A 20,351-nucleotide genomic window follows, 5' to 3' on the forward strand; every position below is an offset into this window, starting at 1 on the left:
TCAGGGACGAGGAGGGTGAAGACCCGTTCTACAGCGTCTTCTTCGTGTTGGTTCCATGGTCTGCTGGGTGAATCGTTCCCAGTGGGCCATCCGTTCGTCGTACTCACGCACTGTGCTCCACGGTCCCCGGAGCCGCCCGGCGGGGACGTTCTCGACCGTGCCCTGATTCGGACCGTCGAGGAACTCGACGTCGTACCGGGGCGTCTTCTTGCGGTTGTCGATACTGACGATGCGCACATGCTCGGACGGCGAGAAGTCACGCAGGCGATAGATCAGCTCGTCCCCGACGTCCACGGCGTCCTCCCCCGGTAACGAGTAGCTCTCGTTCATCACTGTAGGCAGTTGCGCCGACAGCCGGGCGTTCAGCTTGCTTTCCCGAACGCCTGCTCGAGGAAGTCGGCGGTGGCGGGGTTCACGGTTTCGTTGCGGCGGATGTAGTGCTCTCGGGTGATCGCGGGGTCGCTGTGGCCGAGGAGTTCGGAGGCGAGCTGGAGTCCTCCGATGTCGTTGATCGCTGTGGCGGCGGTGCGGCGGAAGCGGTGTGGGGTGACGTCTTCGATGCCGGCTTGGTCCATGACGTCGCGGAGTTGACGGCGGACGTTGTTCGTCGTGTGCGGTGTCCCGACGCGAGTGGAGAACAACAGCGTCTCTGGGCCGGTGAAACGCAGGCCGCGGATCCGGGCACGGACGGCCCGCAACGCGAACCCGGGTAGCGCGACGCGACGGACTGAGCGTGCGGTCTTCGGGTGATCCTGACGATCGTCCCGGCGATCCGGACCATCGGTACGGGTGCGTCGAGATCGAGGTCGCCGAGCCGGATCGCGAGGACTTCGCCGATGCGGGCGGATGTGCCGAGCATAACCTCGACGATCTGGCCGAGCTGCCCGTCAGGGCGGGGTCCGGCGACGATGGGGCGTTTCTCCCAGTCGCGGATCGCGGTACGGATGGCCGTGATCTCGTCCCAGGTGAACACGTCGGGCTGCGGGCGGGTCTGCGCAGGCGTGAGACGTGGTCCATCGGGTTGCGTGGCAGGATTTCGTGCCGAACGGCGAGTCCGAGGGCGAGGCGGAGAACGACGCGGGCTTGGCGGGCGCGGTTGTAGCTCTGCTTTGCGAGTTGCTTGAGGAAGTAGTCGCAACGGGCTACGCCGATCTCACGGAGCGTGACGTCCTGAAAGAACGGCAGCACGAGCGTGCGCATGTTCCGCTCGTACAGCAGCCGCGTCGTGCGGGAGAGCCGGTCTTCGAGGTCCATATCTTCGAGCCAGTAGGACACAAGCGCGGGAAAGGAACTGTCGGCACCCATCCCGGAAAACCCCGGATGGAACAGATCTCGTTCAGCCAGCTTCTTCTTCAACGCCCGGACAACAGCGGGACGCGTGTCCGCGGTGATCTGGACATGGCGACTCTTGCCGTCCCAGTCTCGGTAGCGGGTCCGCGCGAGATAACGGCCGCCGTTCGTCCGGGTGGTGGTGATCGCACCGAAAGTACCTATTGGAGTGCGTGGTCTAACCACCAGCCACCTCCGTCACTGTCGTCGTTCCCGAATGGTGCGGGGGGTCGAGCTCGCCGGAAAGTTGTACTGCGTGCATCCGTCAAGTCTGGGCTGCTCCCCCGGGCCGTTGCGAAGCTGGGATGCTGGCAGACGGACACGCGCGTCGTTCTTGTAACCGCGATCGCGAGGAGTACCAGGCTCCACGATCCGAAGCGGAGGAACTTGACTACGTTCCACGGGGCGAGGCAGAGCCAATTGCTCTAGTCCGGCTCGAGGAGTCCTCGCGCTGAAGTCGTCCGTCGACGGCGCTAATCCCTCGATCGCCAGTGCACGGCGGACGGACGAGCTCATCGCGATGGAGGAGGGAAAAGACGGCGGGAGCTACTGTCGAGAGCGAATCGAGACGGCCGCCCGCCCGCGTGACAAGCGGCCACAATGTCAGACCTATATGAGAACATCTCGCCATGACTGAACTTGCCTACATGGTCCGTGAAGACTGGGGCCAGCACGGAACCGCCATGGTGTCGCAGAGCGCCGTGATTCGTGAGTGGCTTGGTGAAGCGCCCTATCTCTTTGCTGTGACAGATGTGAAGAAGTTCAGCTATGACGACCGGAGCGCCGATGTTGAGGCGGCCGAGTTTATTGCCCCCGCAGCAGGTGATCGCAAGGTTTTCAGCATCAGGGAGCTTTCCCGGCTCGATCGCGAGGACAAGGTCATAGACCATGCCGTCGTTGTGTTGCATCCGTTCGAGCAGCGTGAGCTTGAGACCGTGCGCCGCACTGTGGAAGCGGACTCGGTGGGAAAATTGTTCGTCTTAATCTGGTCTCGACACGACATGGTGCGGATCTGGCTCGACGCGCTCGGGGCGACGAACCTGCACACGGGCGAGAGCGTCGCGCCTGCCGATTCCCTAATGCTGGCTGCCGCCGAGATGATGCGGAACGAGGATTACAACGGGCTCAGTTCCAGTCGCGGTAAGGATGCTGTCGTGCAGCTCGTTCGTGCGTTCTCAGCCCAAGGGTATCCGGTGGAGCCCGCCCCCTGGCTGCGCGCCTATTTCGCGGTTGGTGGTAGCTTCCGCCACGCCGAGTCGATCGAAAAGCTTGTCAAGGAGATGAAGGCCGGCACGCGGCATCGGGTGAAGCCGCGCTACCGTGACAACATCGTCGAGATCATCCGCGAGCAGGTCATCGCGAAGCGATAGGTTCGCCATGAGTAGACCATCACCGCCAAATCTGACCGTATGGGCGGTCGGCGTTGAGGAAGCAGGAGCGATCCACCAATGGCGCTAACTTTCGGACCGCTGCTGCTCGACGCGGGAATCGACCCAGCTCGGGCTCTCGTGATTCGCCACGCCTTTGCGCAGGAGTCTGAGGAGAGCGGCCTGACGGGACTTCACGCGGACTCGACGCATGCGGAGATTCTCGAATACACGCGCAACCAATCCGCGGACACGAAGCGATTCCCGGCCGTGCCGCCGGGCATGTGGGTGGTCTTCATCAAGGAAGGCGGCGACCAGGCGCGACTTTGGTCGGTCGTCGAGAACCGCGGTGAAATCGCGAACAATGGGATCATCCGAACGTTCGACGTGGTTGAGTCCGACCTAATGGCGGACCTGCGAAACCGGCTAGTGATCGGGTGGCGATCCCCCCGCACTTGGCGAATGAACGCGACCACCGCAGCGAGCTATCCCGTCGTAGGAATTGCAGATGCCGAGCCGATCCCGTTCCCAGGTTTCGACCGGCTCGTCCTGAGTCATGCGCGGCTGCAAGCGGTGATGCGTGAGCACCGCTACGCGTCGTGGCGTACGGCGTTGGCTTCGGTCGTCGGCATATACCTCATCACCGACACTCACGACGGGCGTCACTATGTCGGCAAGGCGGATGGTGCAGAGAGCATTCGTCAGCGCTGGAACGCGTACGCGACGAACGGTCACGGAGGGAACGTCGAACTACGCAGGCTGGACCCGTCCAGCTTCCGGTTCTCGCTGCTGCGCGTGTTCGACCCGTCGACGCCCCCTCGGGACATCGATGCGGCTGAAAGTCACTTCAAGGACGCTCTCGACAGTCGCAGACACGGCTTGAACCGAAACTAGGCATCACGTCCAACCGAACCGGCCCAGCTAGCTATCCCCGCCACGGGGCTCCTCGTCAGCGGCCAAATTATCCGGGACTAACTCCGAATATTCTTCACGGATGAATGCCAGGCCCTCGGCGAGCGAGGGGTCGAACTCGAGAGAACTGGTCACGAAGTCCAAGCGTCTCTTGTTCTCATCAATGATGTCCCGCCAGCGGCGCACGTACGCTCGCACGGTCGGACGGCCGGGCTTCTTGTCGGGCTCGAGGACCAGTCCAAGTTCGCGGTCGGATCCGATGATCGAGTTGTCCATAACACCGTCGTAGTCGGTGACCACGAGAATGACCTCCCACACCGAGCGATCGCTCGCGAACGCGGCGTTGTCGGCGACGACGTTGATGTAGTCCTCGATCTGGTTCCGCTCGGTGCGACCAGCAGTGATGCCCGGCGCCTTCAGCTCGATCACGAGATGACGAATTCGGTCGTGCTCCTTTGCCTTGACGGCGAGGTGGAGATCTATTCGTCCACTCTTGCCGTCCCATCGTTTGACCGGCTCGGCCTTGCCTGTCGGCAAGCCTTCGAGCTTGAGGTGCGTACGCAGCATCTGTGTGAGCCCTCGCTCACTATTCATGAAGTGGTATTCCTCGCCGAAGATCCAGAGCTCGTGCTCGAGAATCTTGTGGAGGTGGTCGCGTTCGCCAACCTTCTTCGAGTCGTCTGGATCGAAGAGCAGGTGCTCGAGCCCGGCGAGAAACTTCGTGCGACTTGTCACGAGGTTGGCGGCTCGGATCACACCTGCGAGCGTTGTCTCACTGAGCAGCTTGGTGAGTGCCTGTCGATCTTGCTCAGTGAGGGCGACGAACTCGCTGACCAGCAGGGCCAAGTTCTCCGGATCAGTCTTCAACGCATCGCGAAGAAGGTTCAGGGTCAGCTGTGCTCCGTCCTTTCTCTTCGAGATCTGCGGCACAAGGGCACTAGACACGATGTCGAAGACAGCTCGCTCGGCCTTGTCAGCTTCAGTCGTAGGCTCCGCCTCGTACGGGTAGATACCCTTCGACTTCCACTCGTCGATTTGATCGCGACGGCGCGAGCGACGTCGCGAGGCGAAGTGCTCGCGGACGGCAGTCTTGGTGGCTCGCCACACGGCGCCGGCCGGGTCTGGAGCCATCTCGCCGAGTCCGAGCTCCGACAGCGAGTCGACATCGAAGCCGTTCCAGGTGACGTAGGCCGAGTAGGCCGTCTGGCTCTCGAGTTCGGCCCCCGACATTTCGACGACGAATCGCTCCGCGTCCTCACCGAAGTAGATCGCGCGATGCTTGCCCGTGCGCCATTCAATGATGCGGATTGAGAGCACAGCGTTGTGGTTGATGTCGAGCCCGACTTCGACAGTGGTGTCATCCAATATCTCATCGCTCGGGTTGAGCTTTGAGCCGTCGAAGATCACCGTCAGCGAGTCGTCGTTGAGGAGCACTGGAGCGAAGTGAGACGTGAGGGTCGCGAGAGTCGTGTCGCTGAGAAGGGAGTTGAGGCTGCGGTCTTGTTCGTTCAGAGCGGTCACGACCGTGCCGGTCGTCGTCTCGGTCGAAGGTGAAGCTTCCCAGCTGAAGGGTTCTGTCCGCTCCTTGACGCCCTCGATGACGATACGTTCGCTCTCCCCGGTCATGTTGACGCTCTCGCTCTCCCACGTCACTCGTGAGCCGAGCGCGAAGGCGCGCAGGCGACCCTCGCCGAGCTTCCCGTGCAGGCCGCGCTTGTCGTTCTTGGAGCGGCTGGCGAGTGCCTTCCATGACCCGCCAATACGCCCGAATGTGGCTTGCACCTCGTCCGACGTGATGCCGTGGCCGTCATCCTCGACGGTCACACGCTCGATGGCGTCCATATCGGTTCGCGCCAATTGCACGCGAATAGTGTCGGCCTCGGCGTCGATGGCGTTCCAGACAAGCTCGACGACAGCGCGAACGGGATCGCGCTCGCGCGCCAGGCGCGTGACCAGATCGCCGCCTGCTGATAGTGGAAGGTCCCTCACCAGACTCACTGTAGGGCCAACGCTCATGCTGAGCCCGTCGACTCAGTCAGGGAAGGTCGGCTCGTCGCCCCACATGCCGGAGGCGCCGCGATTTCCTGCACCACTGCCTCCGCGGTTCGCCGATACCGACGGGCTCGCGATCCTCGAGGAGTGCGTGGAGCGATAGACAATGCGCTCCCCCACGATCGTGCCCGCGTAGCGTCCCGAAGGGTCGAATACGTAGTCGCCCCTGATCCTGCCCACGTATGTTCCCGAGCGCGCAAACAACTTGTCACCGCTACGTCGAAGCGGACGGCCATTCTTTGTGTATAGGTCTGACACGGGATCATCGTGCCTGGGACCTCCGACATTGGCCGACGAAGTGAGGAGTCCTCGGTGCCCCTAACTGAGGAGCAGAAGGAAGCCCGGGCAGCAAAGCGCCGAATGACGGCCGCGCTGAAGGAGGAATCGCGAGCGCACCGCGACGAGGCGAAGCGACGGGAGTGGCAGGAGAAGGAGATGTACCTGACTCGCGAGCAGGCCGCGGCTGGCGAGCCATGTCGGGGCTGCGGACTCCCGATCATCGATAGCCTCGGGAACTGGCCCGGGACGATGTACCTGACGGCGGAGCAAAGGGTCGAGTACGACGCCGATCAAGAGCGCTATAAGGAAACGCATCCGGACTGCGACGCGCATCGGTGGAGTATGTCTGGGTCCAGGGCGACACACTGTGGCTACTGTTGCCCGCCCATCCCGATGTCGCGCGAGCAATTCGACCACATCCACCGCATCTTCACGAGCAGTCCGCGCCGCGAGGAGGAGCTTGACATTTGGGAGCGCACACTGACCTGCGGTCATGTCGTCGAGCAGAGCGTGCACCACACCAATCTGCATCCGAGCTTTTCGACGGCATTGTGTCCGGAGTGCCAGATGACTCGTGGCGTCGTTACCTCGACGAAGACGGTCGAGGCCTCCGCGCGGAAGCCGGAGGCCGAGCGGAAGCATGATGACCGAGTCGCCCGGGCCGAGCGGGAACTCAAGATGGCGGAGAAGGCCGCCGTGGAGGCCCGGAAGAAGCTCAATGAGCTACGGGTGAACAGGTAGCCTAGGAGGCGAATCCGGACGTCGAGAAGAGGGGGGTAGCGTGGCTATTAGCAGCGGTGATGAGCTGGCCGAGACGGTTGGCGAGTCGAGCGTTGAGAGCATCCCGGAATCCAAGTACCCCGACGTCGTGGCCTTGATTCCAGAAATGTCGGACGAGCTACGCGCCAAGTTGTTCGAGTTGGTTCCGGGACTCCTGCAGTTCTCGCTCGATGCGATGAAAGCGGCGGAGGAGACGCTCAAGACGACCCTCGCCGCGAACGCACAGGATCAGTCGGAGTTGAGCGCCTCTTTCAGCGAGTTGCAGGCCATCGCGAAAGGCCGTCTTGACCGCGATGGCATCAGCGAGGAACACGAACGTTTCCTCTTCGACTACCTCATGAAATTGCAGGACAAGCGGGTCGAGAGCAGTCGCGAAAACAAGCAGTTCATCGCGAACGAGGCTGCTGCTGCCCGTCGGGCGAAGATGTTTCAGTCGTCGCTGCCTGTGCTCGAGATGGCGATCATGGCCGGCGCACGGATCATGTTGACCCGCGGACGCTGAAGGGCGATGAACATCTGGTCCGGGATCTTCCGGACAGCCAGGCCGTTCGGGTCTGCGCCCCCCGTTTTTTCGCGCTGGTCAGTAAGTTCCGACGTCCGACTGGACCTGCGATCTGTGCGCGGTGAGGTGCGTGCGGGAGTGCGCTGAGCCCTTCGACGGGGAGATAAAAGGAACTTCCCGCATTCCACACGAACAGGAACAGCCCTCCCGCGGTCGGGTCAGAACCCTGCGCCTGTTCGTGTGGAATTGTTTGCAGGGCGTCCAACAAGCGTGAGGCCCTCCACAGACGGGCGTTAACTTGGGACGCGAACGGACGAACGCGCGCGTCGTTCATGCAATCTCGCTCCTGCGAGGAGCACAAGGCTCCACGGCCCGAAGAGGATGAGCTTCAGCGCGTTCCACAGGGCGAGGAAGAACAGGAGGTAGAGCCACTTGCTCCACCCTTGTTCGATGAGTCCGGTACAGGTCACAGCGATCAGCAGGTAGATGACGCCAAGGAGCATCGCGGGAATGCCCCATTTGAGGCCGCGACGGGTGCGGAGCACGTCGAGGAGGATGTTGGTGGGCATCCATCTGCGGAGGAAGACGCGGGTGTGGACGCTGGCGTTCCAGAGTCGATTCAGGAGCATGAGGTGGGCCTCACTTTCGCACGCAGGACAACGGTGGTGTGGCTGGTCCTGGGTGGTTGAGTGCCCGAGGTATCTCTCGAACGGTCTGCCGTTCCCTGCTTCTGAGGGGTTGGCGCGTGGTTGCTCCTGCCACCGTCAGGATACCCAAGTGCTCAGCGAGAAGGAAGGGCGAGCGCTTTGAGGCGCTTCAGCGTCACGGTGCTTAGAGGGTCCGCCCGCCCGGGCGCTGCGGGGTCTCTTGATGTTGCTCGCTAGCGTCCTGTTGCAGGCGGGTGAGCGTGTCTCGGGTGCGTTCGTAGTCGATGCGTTGCGCATCGTCGGCGGGTACCGGCCCGAGTGGACTGGTCGAGGTGATGCTCCATCGGTCGCGGTACGCAGCAACCGCACGGACCGCGACGATGCGAGCCTCGGCGTCGAGGACGTCGAGCCCTGCCGTCCAAGGAACAGGCGGTTCGAGCGCTGCTGTGGTGAGAGCGTTCAGGCGTTTGACCATGAGGCGTTCGCGTTCTTCGAGCGCTCGCTGCATCTCGGGATCAGTGATGCCAGTAGCTCGCGGGACGACACCAGCGATGAGCCCTGCGACTCGGCGAGCGCTGGGCGGGTAGGTGCTGGTGAACTTTTGGATCCGGTACCGCAGCAGCGACCCGAGATCATCGACCTCGTCGAGGTTCCCTGCGTGCACGACCCGTGGCAGGAGGTTTTCGATGTCGTGGCCGGCGGCTTCGAGACGCCTCAGCTCGGTGGTCAGGACCCCGAATGACTCGGTCTGGACGAGTTCATCGATCGCTTCGGTGGTGAGGCCACCTTGCTCAAGCAGGGCGATCCATCGGTGTTGCTGAGCTTCTTGGGCGATGGTGTCGTATTCGGCAGCCAACTGCGCCAGCGACCCCCACGCTTCGTGCTCAGTGGCGATCGTGTCGTGGGCGGATTGTTCGGCACCGACGTGTTGCAGGATGCCGTAGAGGATGCTCCTGGCGGTCATCTGCAGGTCGTCACGGTGTTGATGTTCTTCGAGGTGATGTTGGTCGGCGGCGATGTAGGCGTGGTTGGATTCCCGGCCGCGAGTCATCGCGACGTAGAAGGACTCGCGGGTCATTTCTGGTGACGAGACGATCGCATGCGCGGTATCGACCGTGGAACCTTGTGCGCGGTGCGCGGTGATCGCGTACCCCAGCTCGACATGTTCGCTCACGTACGCGGCAGGAAGGGTGATCGTCGTGCGCCACTTTGAGCGCGCGCGGCGGACAGTGAGGGATCCGTCATGGTTCGCACGGGTGACGGCCCACCGGTCGCCGTTCTTCACCCAACCCCGCCCCAGCGACAGCCTGCGGTCGTTCTGCCTTGTGATGATGAAGTCGCCGCGGGAGGCCTCGTTCCCGTCATGGAGCCGGACGCCGTCGAGGGTGACCTGGCCTGCGAGGATCCGGTCGGTGCGGGCGCGGGTGTTGAGCTCGGAGACGGTGTCGAGGGTCTCCGCGATCAGCACCGACGCCTTCCCCGCAGCTTGGTCGGCACGCCACGCTTGATATGCCTGTTCGAGGATGTCCTCGTAGCCTCCTGGCGTGATGCGGTCGTGGTCGAGGTAGGTGTCAATGACGTCGGTGTCGCCGATGCGCAGGCCGAGGGAGGCGTGTTTCTCCCACTCGTGGCGGAACCGCCTGACGTCGGTGAGTTCCGGGGCATCGTCCCGGTCGCGGACGAGCATCCCGAACGCGCCACCCGCATCCACGGCCGCGAGTTGCGCCCAGTCACCGACGAGCAGCACCTTCGCACCAACATGCTGGGCGTGGGTGGTGATGGTGTCGAGGGCGAGAGTGCCTGCTAGGGAAGCCTCGTCAATGATGACGAGTTGACTGGGTGTGAGGCTCCAGTTGCCGTGGCGGTGTTCGTGGAGCCACTTCGCCGTGTTCTCCGTCGAGATCCCCAAATCCCCAGCCAGGACATTCGCTGCCGCCGCAGACGGTGCGAGCCCGATCACTGAGCCGGTGCCGTGGCGTTTCTCCCACGCCCGCCGCAACGCGGACATCGTCGTGGTCTTCCCCGTCCCCGCGGGGCCGACCAGGACATCGAGGGTGCGGGCGGAGACGCCGATCTTCGCGATCGCTTGTTCCTGATCCGGTGACAGGGTGTGCCCGGCCTGGTTCTTCGTCCGCGCCGCCTGCTCAACCCACGCCAGCGGCAGCGTCGGCGCAGACCTGTCGTTCGACGCGGCGAGGAGACGATTCTCTGCCGCGAGCACTCGTTCGGAAGAGAACACCGTCGCGGCCTTCGGATGGAAGACGCTCGACCCGTCTGGACGGCGGAACGTTGGCGGGCTCGACGCGAGCTCTGGCGGGGTCAACCGCAACGAGACGCGTTCTGCGGCGTCGACGATCTGCTGGGTGATGTGGTCGCGGTCGCTCGCGGACGCGAACCGGATTCCCATCGTCTGCCGGACAGCCTCGGCGTGGAGATTCCATCGTTTCCACGTCGCCCGCCGGTCACCCACCCGCGCCACCACCACCTCGGCAACCTGCTCGAGATCATCGAGGGGGATGTCGTCCGCGCGCAGCAACGGTTCCCCAACGGTCCCCGCCAGGAGGGTTGTGGCCCACGTCGGAGCGTCCTCTCCAAGAAGTTCGGTGGCGCGGTCTCGCCAGCCGGTGGTGAGGTCGCTCAGCGAGTGGTGCTGCTTCGGGGGCCGCGTCTCCAGCGTGGCCTGTTGCCGGAACTGCCACAACAACTTCGGAGACGGCTGCCGCCCATGCTTGACCACGTAGTCGGCGACGAGGCGGTCCTTGACCTGCTCGATGTCACGGGTGCGGGAGGAGAACTCGTCCATCAGCTCCTGCGGCACCCCGGCGATCTCCCACGCCGTCGACCTACCCGCACCACGCTCCCGCGCCTCCCACCTCACGCCGAGTATCGCTGTGAGGTGGTCGGAGAGGACCGCGTTGTAGTGCTCCGACAACCCCGTCACCGCAGCATGAATCGCGCGAGAGTCCAGGGTCCGCCATTTCCCGTCATTGGCGGCCTGGACGCGGTTCGCGACCACGACATGGGTGTGCAGCTGCGGGTCAGATGCCCGGGAATCGTAGTGGTCATAGGCGGTCGCAATCACACCTCGAACGTCGACCTGCGCGACCGCGCCCCGCGGCCCTTTCGCACCGACCCTGGTCATCGCGACGTCTCGCTCGAGCAGGTTGATCACGTCCTGGATCGCGGCGTGGTGGGCCTGGGCGATCAGCATCTGCATGCCACCGTCGGCGACCGCCCAGAGCGTGGAGACGGACTTCGGGACCGAGAACGTCAGATCGAACCCGGCCACCGGAGCGCCCGTCGGCTTTGTGGCTTCCTCCGACTCGATCAGCGCGGTCTGGGCCGCACGCTCATCGTCGGTGAGCGCGTCAGAGAGTTTGCCGAGTCGCCGCTCGACCCGTTCCGTTGCGGTGGCGAACTTCTGGTACGGGCGACCCAACGGTTCACCACTGTTCGGGTCCTGCCCGAACCCCATCAAACGCCGCAACTGCTCCTCACTCACGGCAGTGCCCGCGGCCACCTGGCCTGAGAGACCGGTCAGACCGGAACCTGTCCATGTGCCCGGTGGTGTTCCCGACTCCAGGTAGTACCTCGTCAACGCAGAGGCAGCGTCACGGTCGCCGTCACCGGTGACGACAGAGTTCAGCAGGTACCGGTATCCATCACCGGCCGTCATCACCCTGATGGACACCGTCACACGCTTCAGGTGCGACCCGGCGCTTCTGCGGGACTTTGACCGAGGACGAGGTGCACTCGGCGATGCTGTCGTGTCTCGTCACCCGGTCAGACTCGGTGCGTCGCCATGGCTGGCGGTGACCGCGCGGAGCAGCCACGCACGCGTGAGTACGGCGAGATCACGGGGATTGAAACCCTCACCGATGCACGGCGCGTTGGTCCCCGAACAGCGAGAGATGGACCGGGAGAAGGTAAGCAATCCTGGGCCGCAAGAGACGTAGTGGCGCCCCCGACGAGACTGACTTGACCGTGCCGTCCAGCTTGCACCGAGCTGGCACGCTGCCGGAAGCGAGGAGGCCAGCTGCGGCTGTCGACTTAGCTTCCCGGCGCTGGTTTGCGTAGAAGGGCGAGATGGTTCGCGCTCTCGATCGTCACCCAGGGCGTGCCGTTTTCGGTCTCGCCGAAACCTCCCTCGACGATGAAGTCGAACAAGTACTCGGAGCTGGGATCGAGGTCGGCGAACTGTTTGACGTGTGCGCGCTCAAGCGTCTCCCGGATATGTGTGTCTGGTATCCGCACGGCGGGGAGGTTTTCGTGCCGGAGGCCACTGTTGATCCACCCGTAGGGAGCCCGGACTATCGGACCCCAGACGATGCGTCGACGTCCTGGCGTTGGGACGTAGTCAGAGACGTGTGTGCAGGCGTCCCGGACAGTGCTCTGGGTGCCGTCGGACAAGGTCAGCGGCATTGTGGACGTTCTGAATGCGGGGTCGTCGCGCAGCCGCCGAAGGAGCGGGCGAAGACCGATCGAAGTGGCGTGGGTCTGGCGATTCCCGTGTCGAGGATCGTGCCGAAGGCCGGGCCGCGCACCAGCGGGGCCGTCGGAGTCAGTGGTAGACGCCATACCGGGATCAGAAGTGTCGAGTCGGAGTACAAGCTCGCTGGCATCGTTCCAGATGGCTTCGTCTTCTCTCCTTTCCGCCTCGAAGACGGCGCTCTTCGTGTCCGGGGACTTCTCTGCGCAGGTTTCGACGTGGTCGTGCGAGTAGAACAACGCAGGCTGCCCGTTGACGCTCTGGGAGCGGAAGTGAACGGTCGCTCCGCAGGACCGGTCAGGGCAGGTCAGGCGCCCGCGATAGGTTGCCCGCTCTGCGGGGCTATAACGCGCGAGTGCGGCGGCGCTGATCTCGCCTTCGCCGTCTACGCGGGCTGTTTGCATGGGGGCTCCTTGTCAGGGATTGTATGTGGTCGTGCTGGGCGGAATGACGGCGTAGGCGTTTCGGATCCACGTTCGCATTTCAGCGGTGACGGAATCTGCGAGCACCTCTCGGAACGGGCCGTTGAGGAGCGGCCAGACACAGTGCTTGACGACCACCGGGTGTCGGTCTGGATCAGGGCAGATGATCGCGCCAATGACACGGACATACTTCATCGCTGCTTCCTCCCCCATCGATGTGATCGCTGCGACGACGGCCTTGAGCGCTCTTTCGATGAGCGCACCCAGCCAGTCATATTCATCGATCTCGAATGCCCGGGCCACACCTGAGCGCTGCCGGTAGATGTCCGTGACCTCGGCCTCGTCAGTCCGAGACTCGGAAGTCGCCTCACGCAAGAGATGCATGACGCGGGCGACAAGAACCTCGGTAGACGTATTCGCGAAGTCGCCGATCTCGTCGTACACGTGGCAGATCGCCGCGATCACGACGCACCACAGGTGGCGACTCTTCTTCCCGCCAGGTCCTGCGTTGGAGAGTCGCTTCTCCATCTCTTCGGCGATCTCGTCAGAGATCTCGGTCGCGAGAATCTCCACGGCATCGATCTCGCCGTCGTTCTTTGCTTGATCGATGAGGGCGAGAACCAGTTCCATGATGACGCCGGTGAGTGCGGGCCGACGTTCTCTAAAGGTGCTGTTGGCACCTGTCTGCCTAACCGCCGGTTCGGTGTTCTCCCACCGTCGGGGCTCAGCCCACTGCTTCGCCTTTGCGCGGGTGGTCTCAGCTGTCGTGCGCAGACCCGCGATGAGGACACCGCCGTGCCGGGCGCCGCCACAAGGGCATGCACAGGTGTAGCTGGTGGCTGTCTCACAACTCGAAGTGTGACTCATGGATTTCGTGGTTCTTTCACTGGTGGGGACATGAAGCGTACGGTCAGATTCAGATTCGGCGCTCCGATCACTTTCCGCTCTTGATCGCGTCTCTGCTGCTACGACGGATGCATCTGCTGTCCGAGGGGGTCTCGAGCCTCGGCCAATCCCGAGACCCGTTCACACTTAGAACTCGTGTTGGAAGACGGTCTTTCCGACGGTGCGTCCGCCGCGCAGTTCCATCAGTACAGCCGGTGCCGACTGGATCGGCACGGTGTCTGCCACATGCACCTTAACGGCATGGTTGGCGACGAGGTCGAGCGCGCGGCGGAAGAAACCGCCGACGACCGCGGGTTTGGTTGCCGCGAAGGCGCCAAGGTTGAAGCCGATCACGCCCTTGCCTCCGAACCAGAGGGCATTGCTGCTGATCTGCTGGTCGTCGGCCTGAGCGGCATCGCCTACTGCCAGCAGCCGCCCGCCGAGACGGAGCAGGTCGATGCAGGTGGCGCGGGCGGGGCCGCTGACCGGGTCGGCGATGACGTCGAACTGGTCGGCGGACTGCTCAGCGAGGTCCTTGCGCAGCCACACCTCGTCATATCCAAGATCGAGGGCTGCCTGGCGCTTCTCCTCGCTGCCGACGACGCCGACGACTCGTCCGGCTCCGAGGTGCTTGGCGACCTGGCCAAACTGGGATCCGAGCCCTCCGGCGGCCGCCTGGACGAGGACGCTCTCACCCTCGGTGAGGCGGGCGACGAGCTCGAGGGCGATGAGCGCGGTCGTGGTGTTCGAGGGCACCGCAGCGGCCTCGGAGATGCTAAGGCCCTCCGGAAGAGGAGCGACGAGATGAGCGTTCGTGACGGCAACCTGTCCGTAGGCACCGCCGCCGTTGATGGTCAGTGCTGCGACGTCCTGACCGACGGTGAGTCCTTCCGCGCCCTCACCCAACGCACGGACCTTTCCCGATGCCTCGATGCCCGGCACCCACGGCACCGGAAGGTCGGGAACCAATCCTTCGGAGAACAAGGCTTCAACGTAGTTCGCGCCCGCGAAACGGACGTCGAGCGAGACCTGGCCCGCCGCGGGAGTGGGCTCAGCTACGTCGCCGTACTCCAGAGTGCCCGGTCCTTCGTAGCTGGTGATCTGAACTGCCTTCATAGTCAGTCTCCTATATCTGCTTCATCTATGTCTACTGTATTGTATCAGGCATCTGCTATTGGATTACTTGCTGGAGGAGAACGCATGAAGAGACGTAAACTCGGCTCGACCGGCCGCGTTGTCACCGCGCTGGGGCTGGGCTGTATGGGGATGAGCTGGGGCTATAACGAGAGCGGCCGAGACGACCGGGAGTCCGAGGCGGCCATCGTTGCGGCTGTGGACGCAGGCGTCGACTTCTTTGACACGGCGCGGATCTATGGCGACGGCCACAACGAGCGACTTGTCGGTCGCGCCCTGGCGGGCCGTCGGAATGTGGTCATTGCGACCAAGGGTGGGATCGTCGTCGACGACCTGGAGGCGCGCACGATGCATCGAGACGGGTCGCCGGAGGCGCTGCGACGGCAGATTGACGAGAGCCTGCGGAATCTCGGGCGGGACGTTCTAGATCTGTACTACTTGCATCGCGTGGACCCGGACGTCCCTCTTGAGGAGAGCTGGGGTGCACTGGCGGAGGCCGTCAAGGCCGGAAAGGTGCGCTGGCTCGGCTTGTCGGAGGTCACCGTCGACCAGGCTTCTCGTGCTCAAAACATCCACCCGGTGACCGCGATCCAGTCAGAGCTGTCATTGTGGACGCGCGACGCCCTCGGCGAGGGGCTCTCAGCTAGGAGCGCCCGTTTTGCCGGAGGGGCAGATCAGGCGTCGGGTGACGTTGTGGCATGGGCTCGCGATCGCGGCGCATCGATCGTGCCGTTCGCCCCGTTGGGTCGTGGGTTCTTGACGAACACCCTCCGCCCCAGCGAATTCGAGGAGGGCGACTTCCGGAAGACGAATCCTAGATTTGCGCCGGAGGCGTTCGAGCGCAACAGCGCCATCACTGGCACGGTCCAGGAGATTGCTCGCACGCATGGGGCGACGGCCGCCCAGGTGGCCCTCGCGTGGGTGCTCGACCTGGGAGAGCACGTCATCCCGATCCCGGGGACGCGCCGGAGCGCTCACCTGGCGGAGAATCTCGCCGCGATGGAGGTCAACCTCGGAACGTCCGAGCGGACGCGCTTGGATGACGTCCCTGCCGCGGTGGGCTCGCGATACTAGGGAATTGAAGGTTGCGAGATCCCGTCGACTGTGGCGATTGCCAGCACGGGCGGGGTCTCGTTGTTCCACGCGACGGCCAGTAGTGAGTCGGTCATGAGCTCGCGATGAACGACTGCGTACTCTTCGCCGCCGGTTACGCGCCATCGCGCGGAGCCCGGAATATGCGTGAGATGACCGATGGGCAGACCGATGCCACGGCCGTCGGCCTTGGCGATCGCTTCGTATGCGGTCCACGCAGTGAGCGCGTCGCGCTCGGCGAGCGGCGCGAGAAGTTCGATGACGGCCGGCGAGACGCTCCGGGAGCAGGGTTCAACGTCGATGCCCACCGGATGTTCAGCGGAGAAAGCCACGGCGACGGTGAGGTCGTCATGGGAGACGGAGACCCGGGGCCGCCCACTGGTGCTGTACGGGCGTCCACGACCATCGCGCCGCATGTCCGCCCGGCGAGGCTCGTTCCAAGCGCGGATGCCTGTGCGGAGCACCCAAGCTGCGGCCAGAGATCTGTGTCGGAACGCGGGGCGTTTCCGCGCAGCATGCCGCAGGTCGTCCTCATGCACGTCGATCCCGGTCACGAGCTGCAGGGACTGCTCATCGGAGAGAATGAAGGCGGCAACATCGACGCGCGCCCGACGAACCAGCCGGATGGCGTGGGTCAGGCGCGCGTCGACGTCACGCGCGAGGCGTGCATCTATGCCTCCTCGCCTCGCAGCACGACGGCGACTCGGCGGAGCAGGCCGCGTAGCTGGTCGCCTTCATCGGCGGTGAATTCGTCACGGAGGCGTTGCTCAACATTGCGGGCGCCTTCATCGGCACGGAGCACTAGGGCCTCGCCCGCAGCGGTAAGCGTGACGACATTGACACGACTGTGAACATCCGAGGGCACTCGGTCAATGAGGCGCTTGCCTTCGAGCTTGGAGAGGACGTTGGCCATCGTCTGCGGCGTAACCAGTGCCGTGCGCGCGAGTTGCGCAGCCGACTGTCCAGGCACGTAATACAAGGCCATCATAGTTGCGTACTGAGCGACACTGAGATCATAGTCGCGAAGGGCCACGGACTTCTCCGCGATGATCGCTTGCTCGGCCAGCTTCACATACGTGCCAAGCCGTGCGTCAAGGTCTTGCGCGAACGCCTTCTCGCCGCGTCGGGGGGGTGAGAGCTTCGGATCACTCCATTGAGATGTCTGAGTCGCAGGCATCTTCCTAGCATACAGTCTCTGTCGCAAGACAGAAGTGTGACACGTCGTGACGAGGTGCACATCCTCAAGCCCCATCGTTCAACGCCGCCGGAAACATGTGACCGGACTTGTTGCCGAGCACGCCACGATCGACCAACGCTTGTAGTGCACGCGCTGGCCGCAAGTCTGGCCGTTCAAGCCTTTGGTGGAGGGACGTTTGAATGGCGAGGACGACGTCGCTGCCGATGATGCCTGCCAGGCGCGCCGGGCCGACCGGAAGTCGGTAGCGTCGTCGGATGTCGAGATCGATCTCTCGGAGCGGTGCTCCCCGATCCACAAAATCGAAAACTGCATTGAGGTAGGGAATGAGCACGCGGTTGACGATGAAACCGGGCGTGTCGGGAACCTCTACGAGGTGCTTGTTGAGCTGAGTGGCAAGCTGGCGCGCCCGTCTCTGGTGACTTTGCGGCGCGGGCCCCGCCACGAGCTCGACGAGCCGATTCCGATCTGCCGGATTAAAGAAGTGCATCCCTACGAGTCGGCGGGGGTCCGCCAAAGCAGAGGCAATGTCGTCGATGGCGAGGCTGGACGTCGTTGTCGCCAAGACGATGGCTTCTGGCACCGCTCGCTCGACCTCGGAGAGGACCCGCTGCTTGCCGGCGAGATCTTCGCTGATCGCCTCGACGATGATGTCTGCACTTGCGAGCGTTTCGAGATGGGGACTCGAAGCGACATGCGCGGTGGCGCCGGAGACGTCTCGAAGCACGGCGTCGCTCGCCGCCGTTGCGCGCTTCGGATCGCGGGCCGCGATGCACACGTCAATTCCGGCGTGTATGGCTGCACGCGCAATGCCCTGGCTCATGGTGCCGGCTCCGATCAGGCCGAGTGTTCGGATCGGGGGCACGTCAGTTTCGTGCTGCTCGGGGCGAGAGGCTGTCTCCGGCTCGGCCGCTCCGAAGATGGAATGCGGGATCCCGCAGCCGAGATACATGGCATCGGCGATCACGGGCATGGGCACGCCGGTCTCGTCGTGGAGCTCATTGGCTGCGTTGAGTAGGGTCTCGATGAGCTGATCACCGTATGTGTTCGTGTTGCTCACTTGTGTCCGTCCGTCTCGGTTCGCTCATCTGCGGCGATGGTGGGCCACCGCTTCTCGTGAGCGATTCGGATCAGTTGCGGGTCGGAGCCCACCACCACGGCGTGGCCGACGGCGGTAAGCATGGGAAGGTCGGAAATGTGATCGCCGTATCCCCAGGTATGGTCCGGTCGGAGCCCATAGCGGGCCGCCGCCTCTTTGACGGCAAGTCGTTTGCCCTCTCCAATGCGTGAGCGCACGATCTCCCCGGTGAGGACACCGCCTTCTTCCACAAGCTCGGTGCAGAAGACCTCGCTGGCATCCAGGAAGGACGCGAGTGGATCAAGGCACGGGTGGAAGGAACCAGACACGAGAAACACCAACCGGCCGGCGCGGCGGTGCTCGCGCACCGCGTCGAGGGCGGCTGGAATGAGAAAGCCGGGGCGATGGATGTGCTGTTCGAACCAGGCCCGTCCGGCTCTGGTCAGGTCAGAGAGCTTCTGACCTGACCAGAGCCGGTAGTACGCCCGGTTCCCCTCCTCACGCGGCAGCCCAGCGACGGTGCGCTGGAACCGTTGCCAGGGCGTGGGCAGGCCGCGGGTCTGATCCTCGAAGTAGTAGTCGAGGAAGGACTGCATGGACTTCATGTCGATGAGGGTCTCGTCGACATCGAAAAAAGCGGCGCTCCCAGTCTCGGTAGGCTCCGTAGCGACGAGTTGGATCATGGCGTGAAAACCACCGCTGCGTTATGACCGCCGAATCCTGCCGAAACCGATAGCACCGCACCGGAGTCCAAGGGGCGCGCTGAACCGGTGACGACGTCGATTGGGATCGCCGGGTCTACGTCGCTGGTGTTCGCGGTGGGCGGGATCTGCCTGTGATAGATGGTCAAGGCCGCGATGGCTCCCTCGATCGCTCCGGCGGCGGCCAGTGGATGACCGGTGACGCCCTTGACCGACGTAACCGGAACCGTGTCACCGAAGAGTCTGTGCAGTGCGCCGCCTTCGGAGGCGTCGTTGAGTGGGGTCGACGTGCCGTGCGCATTGACGTGGCCGATGTCGACGAGCGCGAGCCCGGCGTCGCCTTCCACCGCCTCCCGGATTGCCGCTTCCAATCCTTGCCCGTTAGGTCGGGGTGCGGTGACATGATGCGCGTCCGTGCTGGCCCCATACCCGGCCACATGGGCGTAGACCCGCGCGTCGCGCGCACGGGCATCTCCGGCGCGTTCGAGGATGAGCGCGGCGGCTCCTTCGGCAGGAACGAAGCCGCCGCGCTGGCTATCGAACGGACGTGAGGCCTCGGACGCCTCGATGGATGGATCGACGAGCGCTCCCATATTGGCCAGGCCCGCCAGGATGGTCGGCGAGAGGGCGCTCTCCGACGCGCCGACCACGACGAGGTCGCATCGTCCGTCGCGCAGGAGCTGCCGACCATGCCCGATGGCCGTCGCACCGGACGCGCATGCGGTCGCCACGACGTGAGCTGGCCCCCGGATGCCGAACTCTATCGAGAGAGAGCCCGCGACCATGTTGGGCATCCACATCGGAACAAGCATCGGCGAGACGTGTTCAGTCCCCTCGGTCAGCAGAGCCTCCGTGGCGGTTTCGAAGGTATCGGTACCGCCGAGAGAGTTGCCGAACACGAGACCGATGCGCGAGCCCTCGATAGCGTCGAGGTCGAGCCCGGAGTCGTTGATCGCCTCGCGCACGGCGATGATCGCCAGCTGCACAAACCGAGCCAGCCGCCACGCCTTGGACGCGCCAATGGCCTTGCGGACATCGAAATCCGGAACCCGAGCGACGGGTCGACGCTGTCGATGACGGGCGATGCTCTCGTGCCTGGCTGCGGTTCCGACCCCGGCGAGGATGGTTGCCCAGTTCGCGTCTTTCCCGATCCCGGCTGGGCTGATCATCCCGATGCCGGTAACGGCGACATCAGGCAGGATCGCACCCATCAGGACTCACCCTTTCGCTCTTCGATGAGAGCGACGGTCTCGTCGAGGGCGTGCTCGGGAAGGATGATCCCCTGCTCGATCGAGACGTGAAGCCTCTTCTGCAGATCCAGGAGCAGTTCGACGAGGGCGAGCGAGTCGAGTCCGAGCTCGTCGAGGGTGACTGCACCGTTGGTAGTCTCCTCGGCCGGGACGCCGAACTTGTCGGTGAGGATCGAGATGAAGCCGTCGCGGAGGGTGGTGATGTTGGACACGGTGTGTTTCCTTTCGTTGGGTCTT

General features: G+C 64.0%; 20 protein-coding genes and 1 pseudogene. 5 read left to right on the forward strand and 16 right to left on the reverse strand.

Annotated elements, in window-relative coordinates; translation table 11 throughout:
- From ACTIAO_RS02765 to ACTIAO_RS02775, 3 genes and pseudogenes are all read right to left on the reverse strand, one after another.
- A complete protein-coding gene (locus ACTIAO_RS02765) occupies window positions 1–330 on the reverse strand; it encodes a hypothetical protein (protein ID WP_121657568.1) in 330 nt (109 codons plus the stop codon).
- A 32-nt stretch (window positions 331–362) separates the two neighbouring features.
- The gene (locus ACTIAO_RS02770; RefSeq protein WP_246802446.1) at window positions 363–698 is read right to left on the reverse strand and encodes a tyrosine-type recombinase/integrase; all 336 of its coding nucleotides are present in this window, start codon (window positions 696–698) and stop codon (window positions 363–365) included.
- 478 nt (window positions 699–1,176) lie between these two features.
- Window positions 1,177–1,305, reverse strand: a pseudogene (locus ACTIAO_RS02775) (tyrosine-type recombinase/integrase); the annotation flags it as partial.
- Between the two features lie 653 nt (window positions 1,306–1,958).
- Between ACTIAO_RS02775 and ACTIAO_RS02780 the strand changes: the two are divergent.
- Both ACTIAO_RS02780 and ACTIAO_RS02785 read left to right on the forward strand, forming a co-directional pair.
- A complete protein-coding gene (locus tag ACTIAO_RS02780; protein WP_121657569.1) occupies window positions 1,959–2,699 on the forward strand; it encodes a hypothetical protein in 741 nt (246 codons plus the stop codon).
- 78 nt (window positions 2,700–2,777) lie between these two features.
- Complete coding sequence (locus tag ACTIAO_RS02785) at window positions 2,778–3,590, forward strand: GIY-YIG nuclease family protein (protein ID WP_121657570.1); 813 nt, start codon at window positions 2,778–2,780, stop codon at window positions 3,588–3,590.
- Window positions 3,591–3,617: 27 nt separating this feature from the next.
- On the opposite strand, the gene ACTIAO_RS02790 is transcribed toward ACTIAO_RS02785, so the two are convergent.
- A complete protein-coding gene (locus ACTIAO_RS02790) occupies window positions 3,618–5,597 on the reverse strand; it encodes an ATP-binding protein (RefSeq protein ID WP_246802447.1) in 1,980 nt (659 codons plus the stop codon).
- Between the two features lie 42 nt (window positions 5,598–5,639).
- Entirely contained in the window at window positions 5,640–5,840 is a 201-nt protein-coding gene (locus tag ACTIAO_RS02795) for a hypothetical protein (RefSeq protein ID WP_441904787.1), read from the reverse strand.
- A gap of 180 nt (window positions 5,841–6,020) precedes the next feature.
- Here ACTIAO_RS02795 and ACTIAO_RS02800 point away from each other — a divergent pair, with 180 nt between their 5' ends.
- Both ACTIAO_RS02800 and ACTIAO_RS02805 read left to right on the forward strand, forming a co-directional pair.
- Window positions 6,021–6,680, forward strand: a complete 660-nt coding sequence (locus ACTIAO_RS02800; RefSeq protein WP_121657573.1) for a hypothetical protein — start codon at window positions 6,021–6,023, stop codon at window positions 6,678–6,680.
- Between the two features lie 40 nt (window positions 6,681–6,720).
- The gene (locus tag ACTIAO_RS02805) at window positions 6,721–7,221 is read left to right on the forward strand and encodes a hypothetical protein (protein WP_121657574.1); all 501 of its coding nucleotides are present in this window, start codon (window positions 6,721–6,723) and stop codon (window positions 7,219–7,221) included.
- A 293-nt stretch (window positions 7,222–7,514) separates the two neighbouring features.
- On the opposite strand, the gene ACTIAO_RS02810 is transcribed toward ACTIAO_RS02805, so the two are convergent.
- From ACTIAO_RS02810 to ACTIAO_RS02830, 5 genes are all read right to left on the reverse strand, one after another.
- Window positions 7,515–7,850, reverse strand: coding sequence for a hypothetical protein (locus tag ACTIAO_RS02810; protein WP_121657575.1), 336 nt, complete (start codon window positions 7,848–7,850; stop codon window positions 7,515–7,517).
- Window positions 7,851–8,052: 202 nt separating this feature from the next.
- Window positions 8,053–11,565 (reverse strand): MobF family relaxase, encoded by a 3,513-nt coding sequence (gene mobF / locus ACTIAO_RS02815; protein WP_441904788.1) that lies wholly within the window; start codon window positions 11,563–11,565, stop codon window positions 8,053–8,055.
- A gap of 353 nt (window positions 11,566–11,918) precedes the next feature.
- On the reverse strand, window positions 11,919–12,761 hold the full coding sequence (locus tag ACTIAO_RS02820) for a hypothetical protein (RefSeq protein WP_147439043.1): 843 nt from the start codon (window positions 12,759–12,761) through the stop codon (window positions 11,919–11,921).
- A 12-nt stretch (window positions 12,762–12,773) separates the two neighbouring features.
- A complete protein-coding gene (locus ACTIAO_RS02825; protein WP_121657577.1) occupies window positions 12,774–13,409 on the reverse strand; it encodes a hypothetical protein in 636 nt (211 codons plus the stop codon).
- A 402-nt stretch (window positions 13,410–13,811) separates the two neighbouring features.
- On the reverse strand, window positions 13,812–14,780 hold the full coding sequence (locus ACTIAO_RS02830; protein WP_121657578.1) for a quinone oxidoreductase family protein: 969 nt from the start codon (window positions 14,778–14,780) through the stop codon (window positions 13,812–13,814).
- Between the two features lie 84 nt (window positions 14,781–14,864).
- On the opposite strand from ACTIAO_RS02830, the gene ACTIAO_RS02835 reads away from it, so the two are divergent.
- Window positions 14,865–15,872 (forward strand): aldo/keto reductase, encoded by a 1,008-nt coding sequence (locus ACTIAO_RS02835; protein ID WP_121657579.1) that lies wholly within the window; start codon window positions 14,865–14,867, stop codon window positions 15,870–15,872.
- On the opposite strand, the gene ACTIAO_RS02840 is transcribed toward ACTIAO_RS02835, so the two are convergent.
- From ACTIAO_RS02840 to ACTIAO_RS02865, 6 genes are all read right to left on the reverse strand, one after another.
- The gene (locus tag ACTIAO_RS02840) at window positions 15,869–16,444 is read right to left on the reverse strand and encodes a 4'-phosphopantetheinyl transferase family protein (RefSeq protein WP_147439044.1); all 576 of its coding nucleotides are present in this window, start codon (window positions 16,442–16,444) and stop codon (window positions 15,869–15,871) included. The genes ACTIAO_RS02835 and ACTIAO_RS02840 overlap by 4 nt on opposite strands.
- Before the next feature lie 116 nt (window positions 16,445–16,560).
- Window positions 16,561–17,067 carry a MarR family winged helix-turn-helix transcriptional regulator gene (locus ACTIAO_RS02845; protein WP_121657637.1) on the reverse strand — a complete coding sequence of 169 codons (507 nt, stop codon included), beginning with the start codon at window positions 17,065–17,067 and terminating at the stop codon, window positions 16,561–16,563.
- 64 nt (window positions 17,068–17,131) lie between these two features.
- Window positions 17,132–18,145, reverse strand: coding sequence for a 3-hydroxyacyl-CoA dehydrogenase family protein (locus ACTIAO_RS02850; RefSeq protein WP_121657581.1), 1,014 nt, complete (start codon window positions 18,143–18,145; stop codon window positions 17,132–17,134).
- Window positions 18,142–18,846, reverse strand: coding sequence for an HAD family hydrolase (locus ACTIAO_RS02855; protein WP_121657582.1), 705 nt, complete (start codon window positions 18,844–18,846; stop codon window positions 18,142–18,144). The genes ACTIAO_RS02850 and ACTIAO_RS02855 overlap by 4 nt, the downstream gene beginning before the upstream one ends.
- The gene (locus ACTIAO_RS02860) at window positions 18,843–20,075 is read right to left on the reverse strand and encodes a beta-ketoacyl-[acyl-carrier-protein] synthase family protein (protein ID WP_121657583.1); all 1,233 of its coding nucleotides are present in this window, start codon (window positions 20,073–20,075) and stop codon (window positions 18,843–18,845) included. The genes ACTIAO_RS02855 and ACTIAO_RS02860 overlap by 4 nt, the downstream gene beginning before the upstream one ends.
- Window positions 20,075–20,326, reverse strand: coding sequence for a phosphopantetheine-binding protein (locus ACTIAO_RS02865; protein ID WP_121657584.1), 252 nt, complete (start codon window positions 20,324–20,326; stop codon window positions 20,075–20,077). The genes ACTIAO_RS02860 and ACTIAO_RS02865 overlap by 1 nt, the downstream gene beginning before the upstream one ends.
- Between the last annotated feature and the right edge of the window lie 25 nt (window positions 20,327–20,351).

The organism is Microbacterium sp., from assembly GCF_052099035.1.
Classification (GTDB): domain Bacteria; phylum Actinomycetota; class Actinomycetes; order Actinomycetales; family Microbacteriaceae; genus Microbacterium.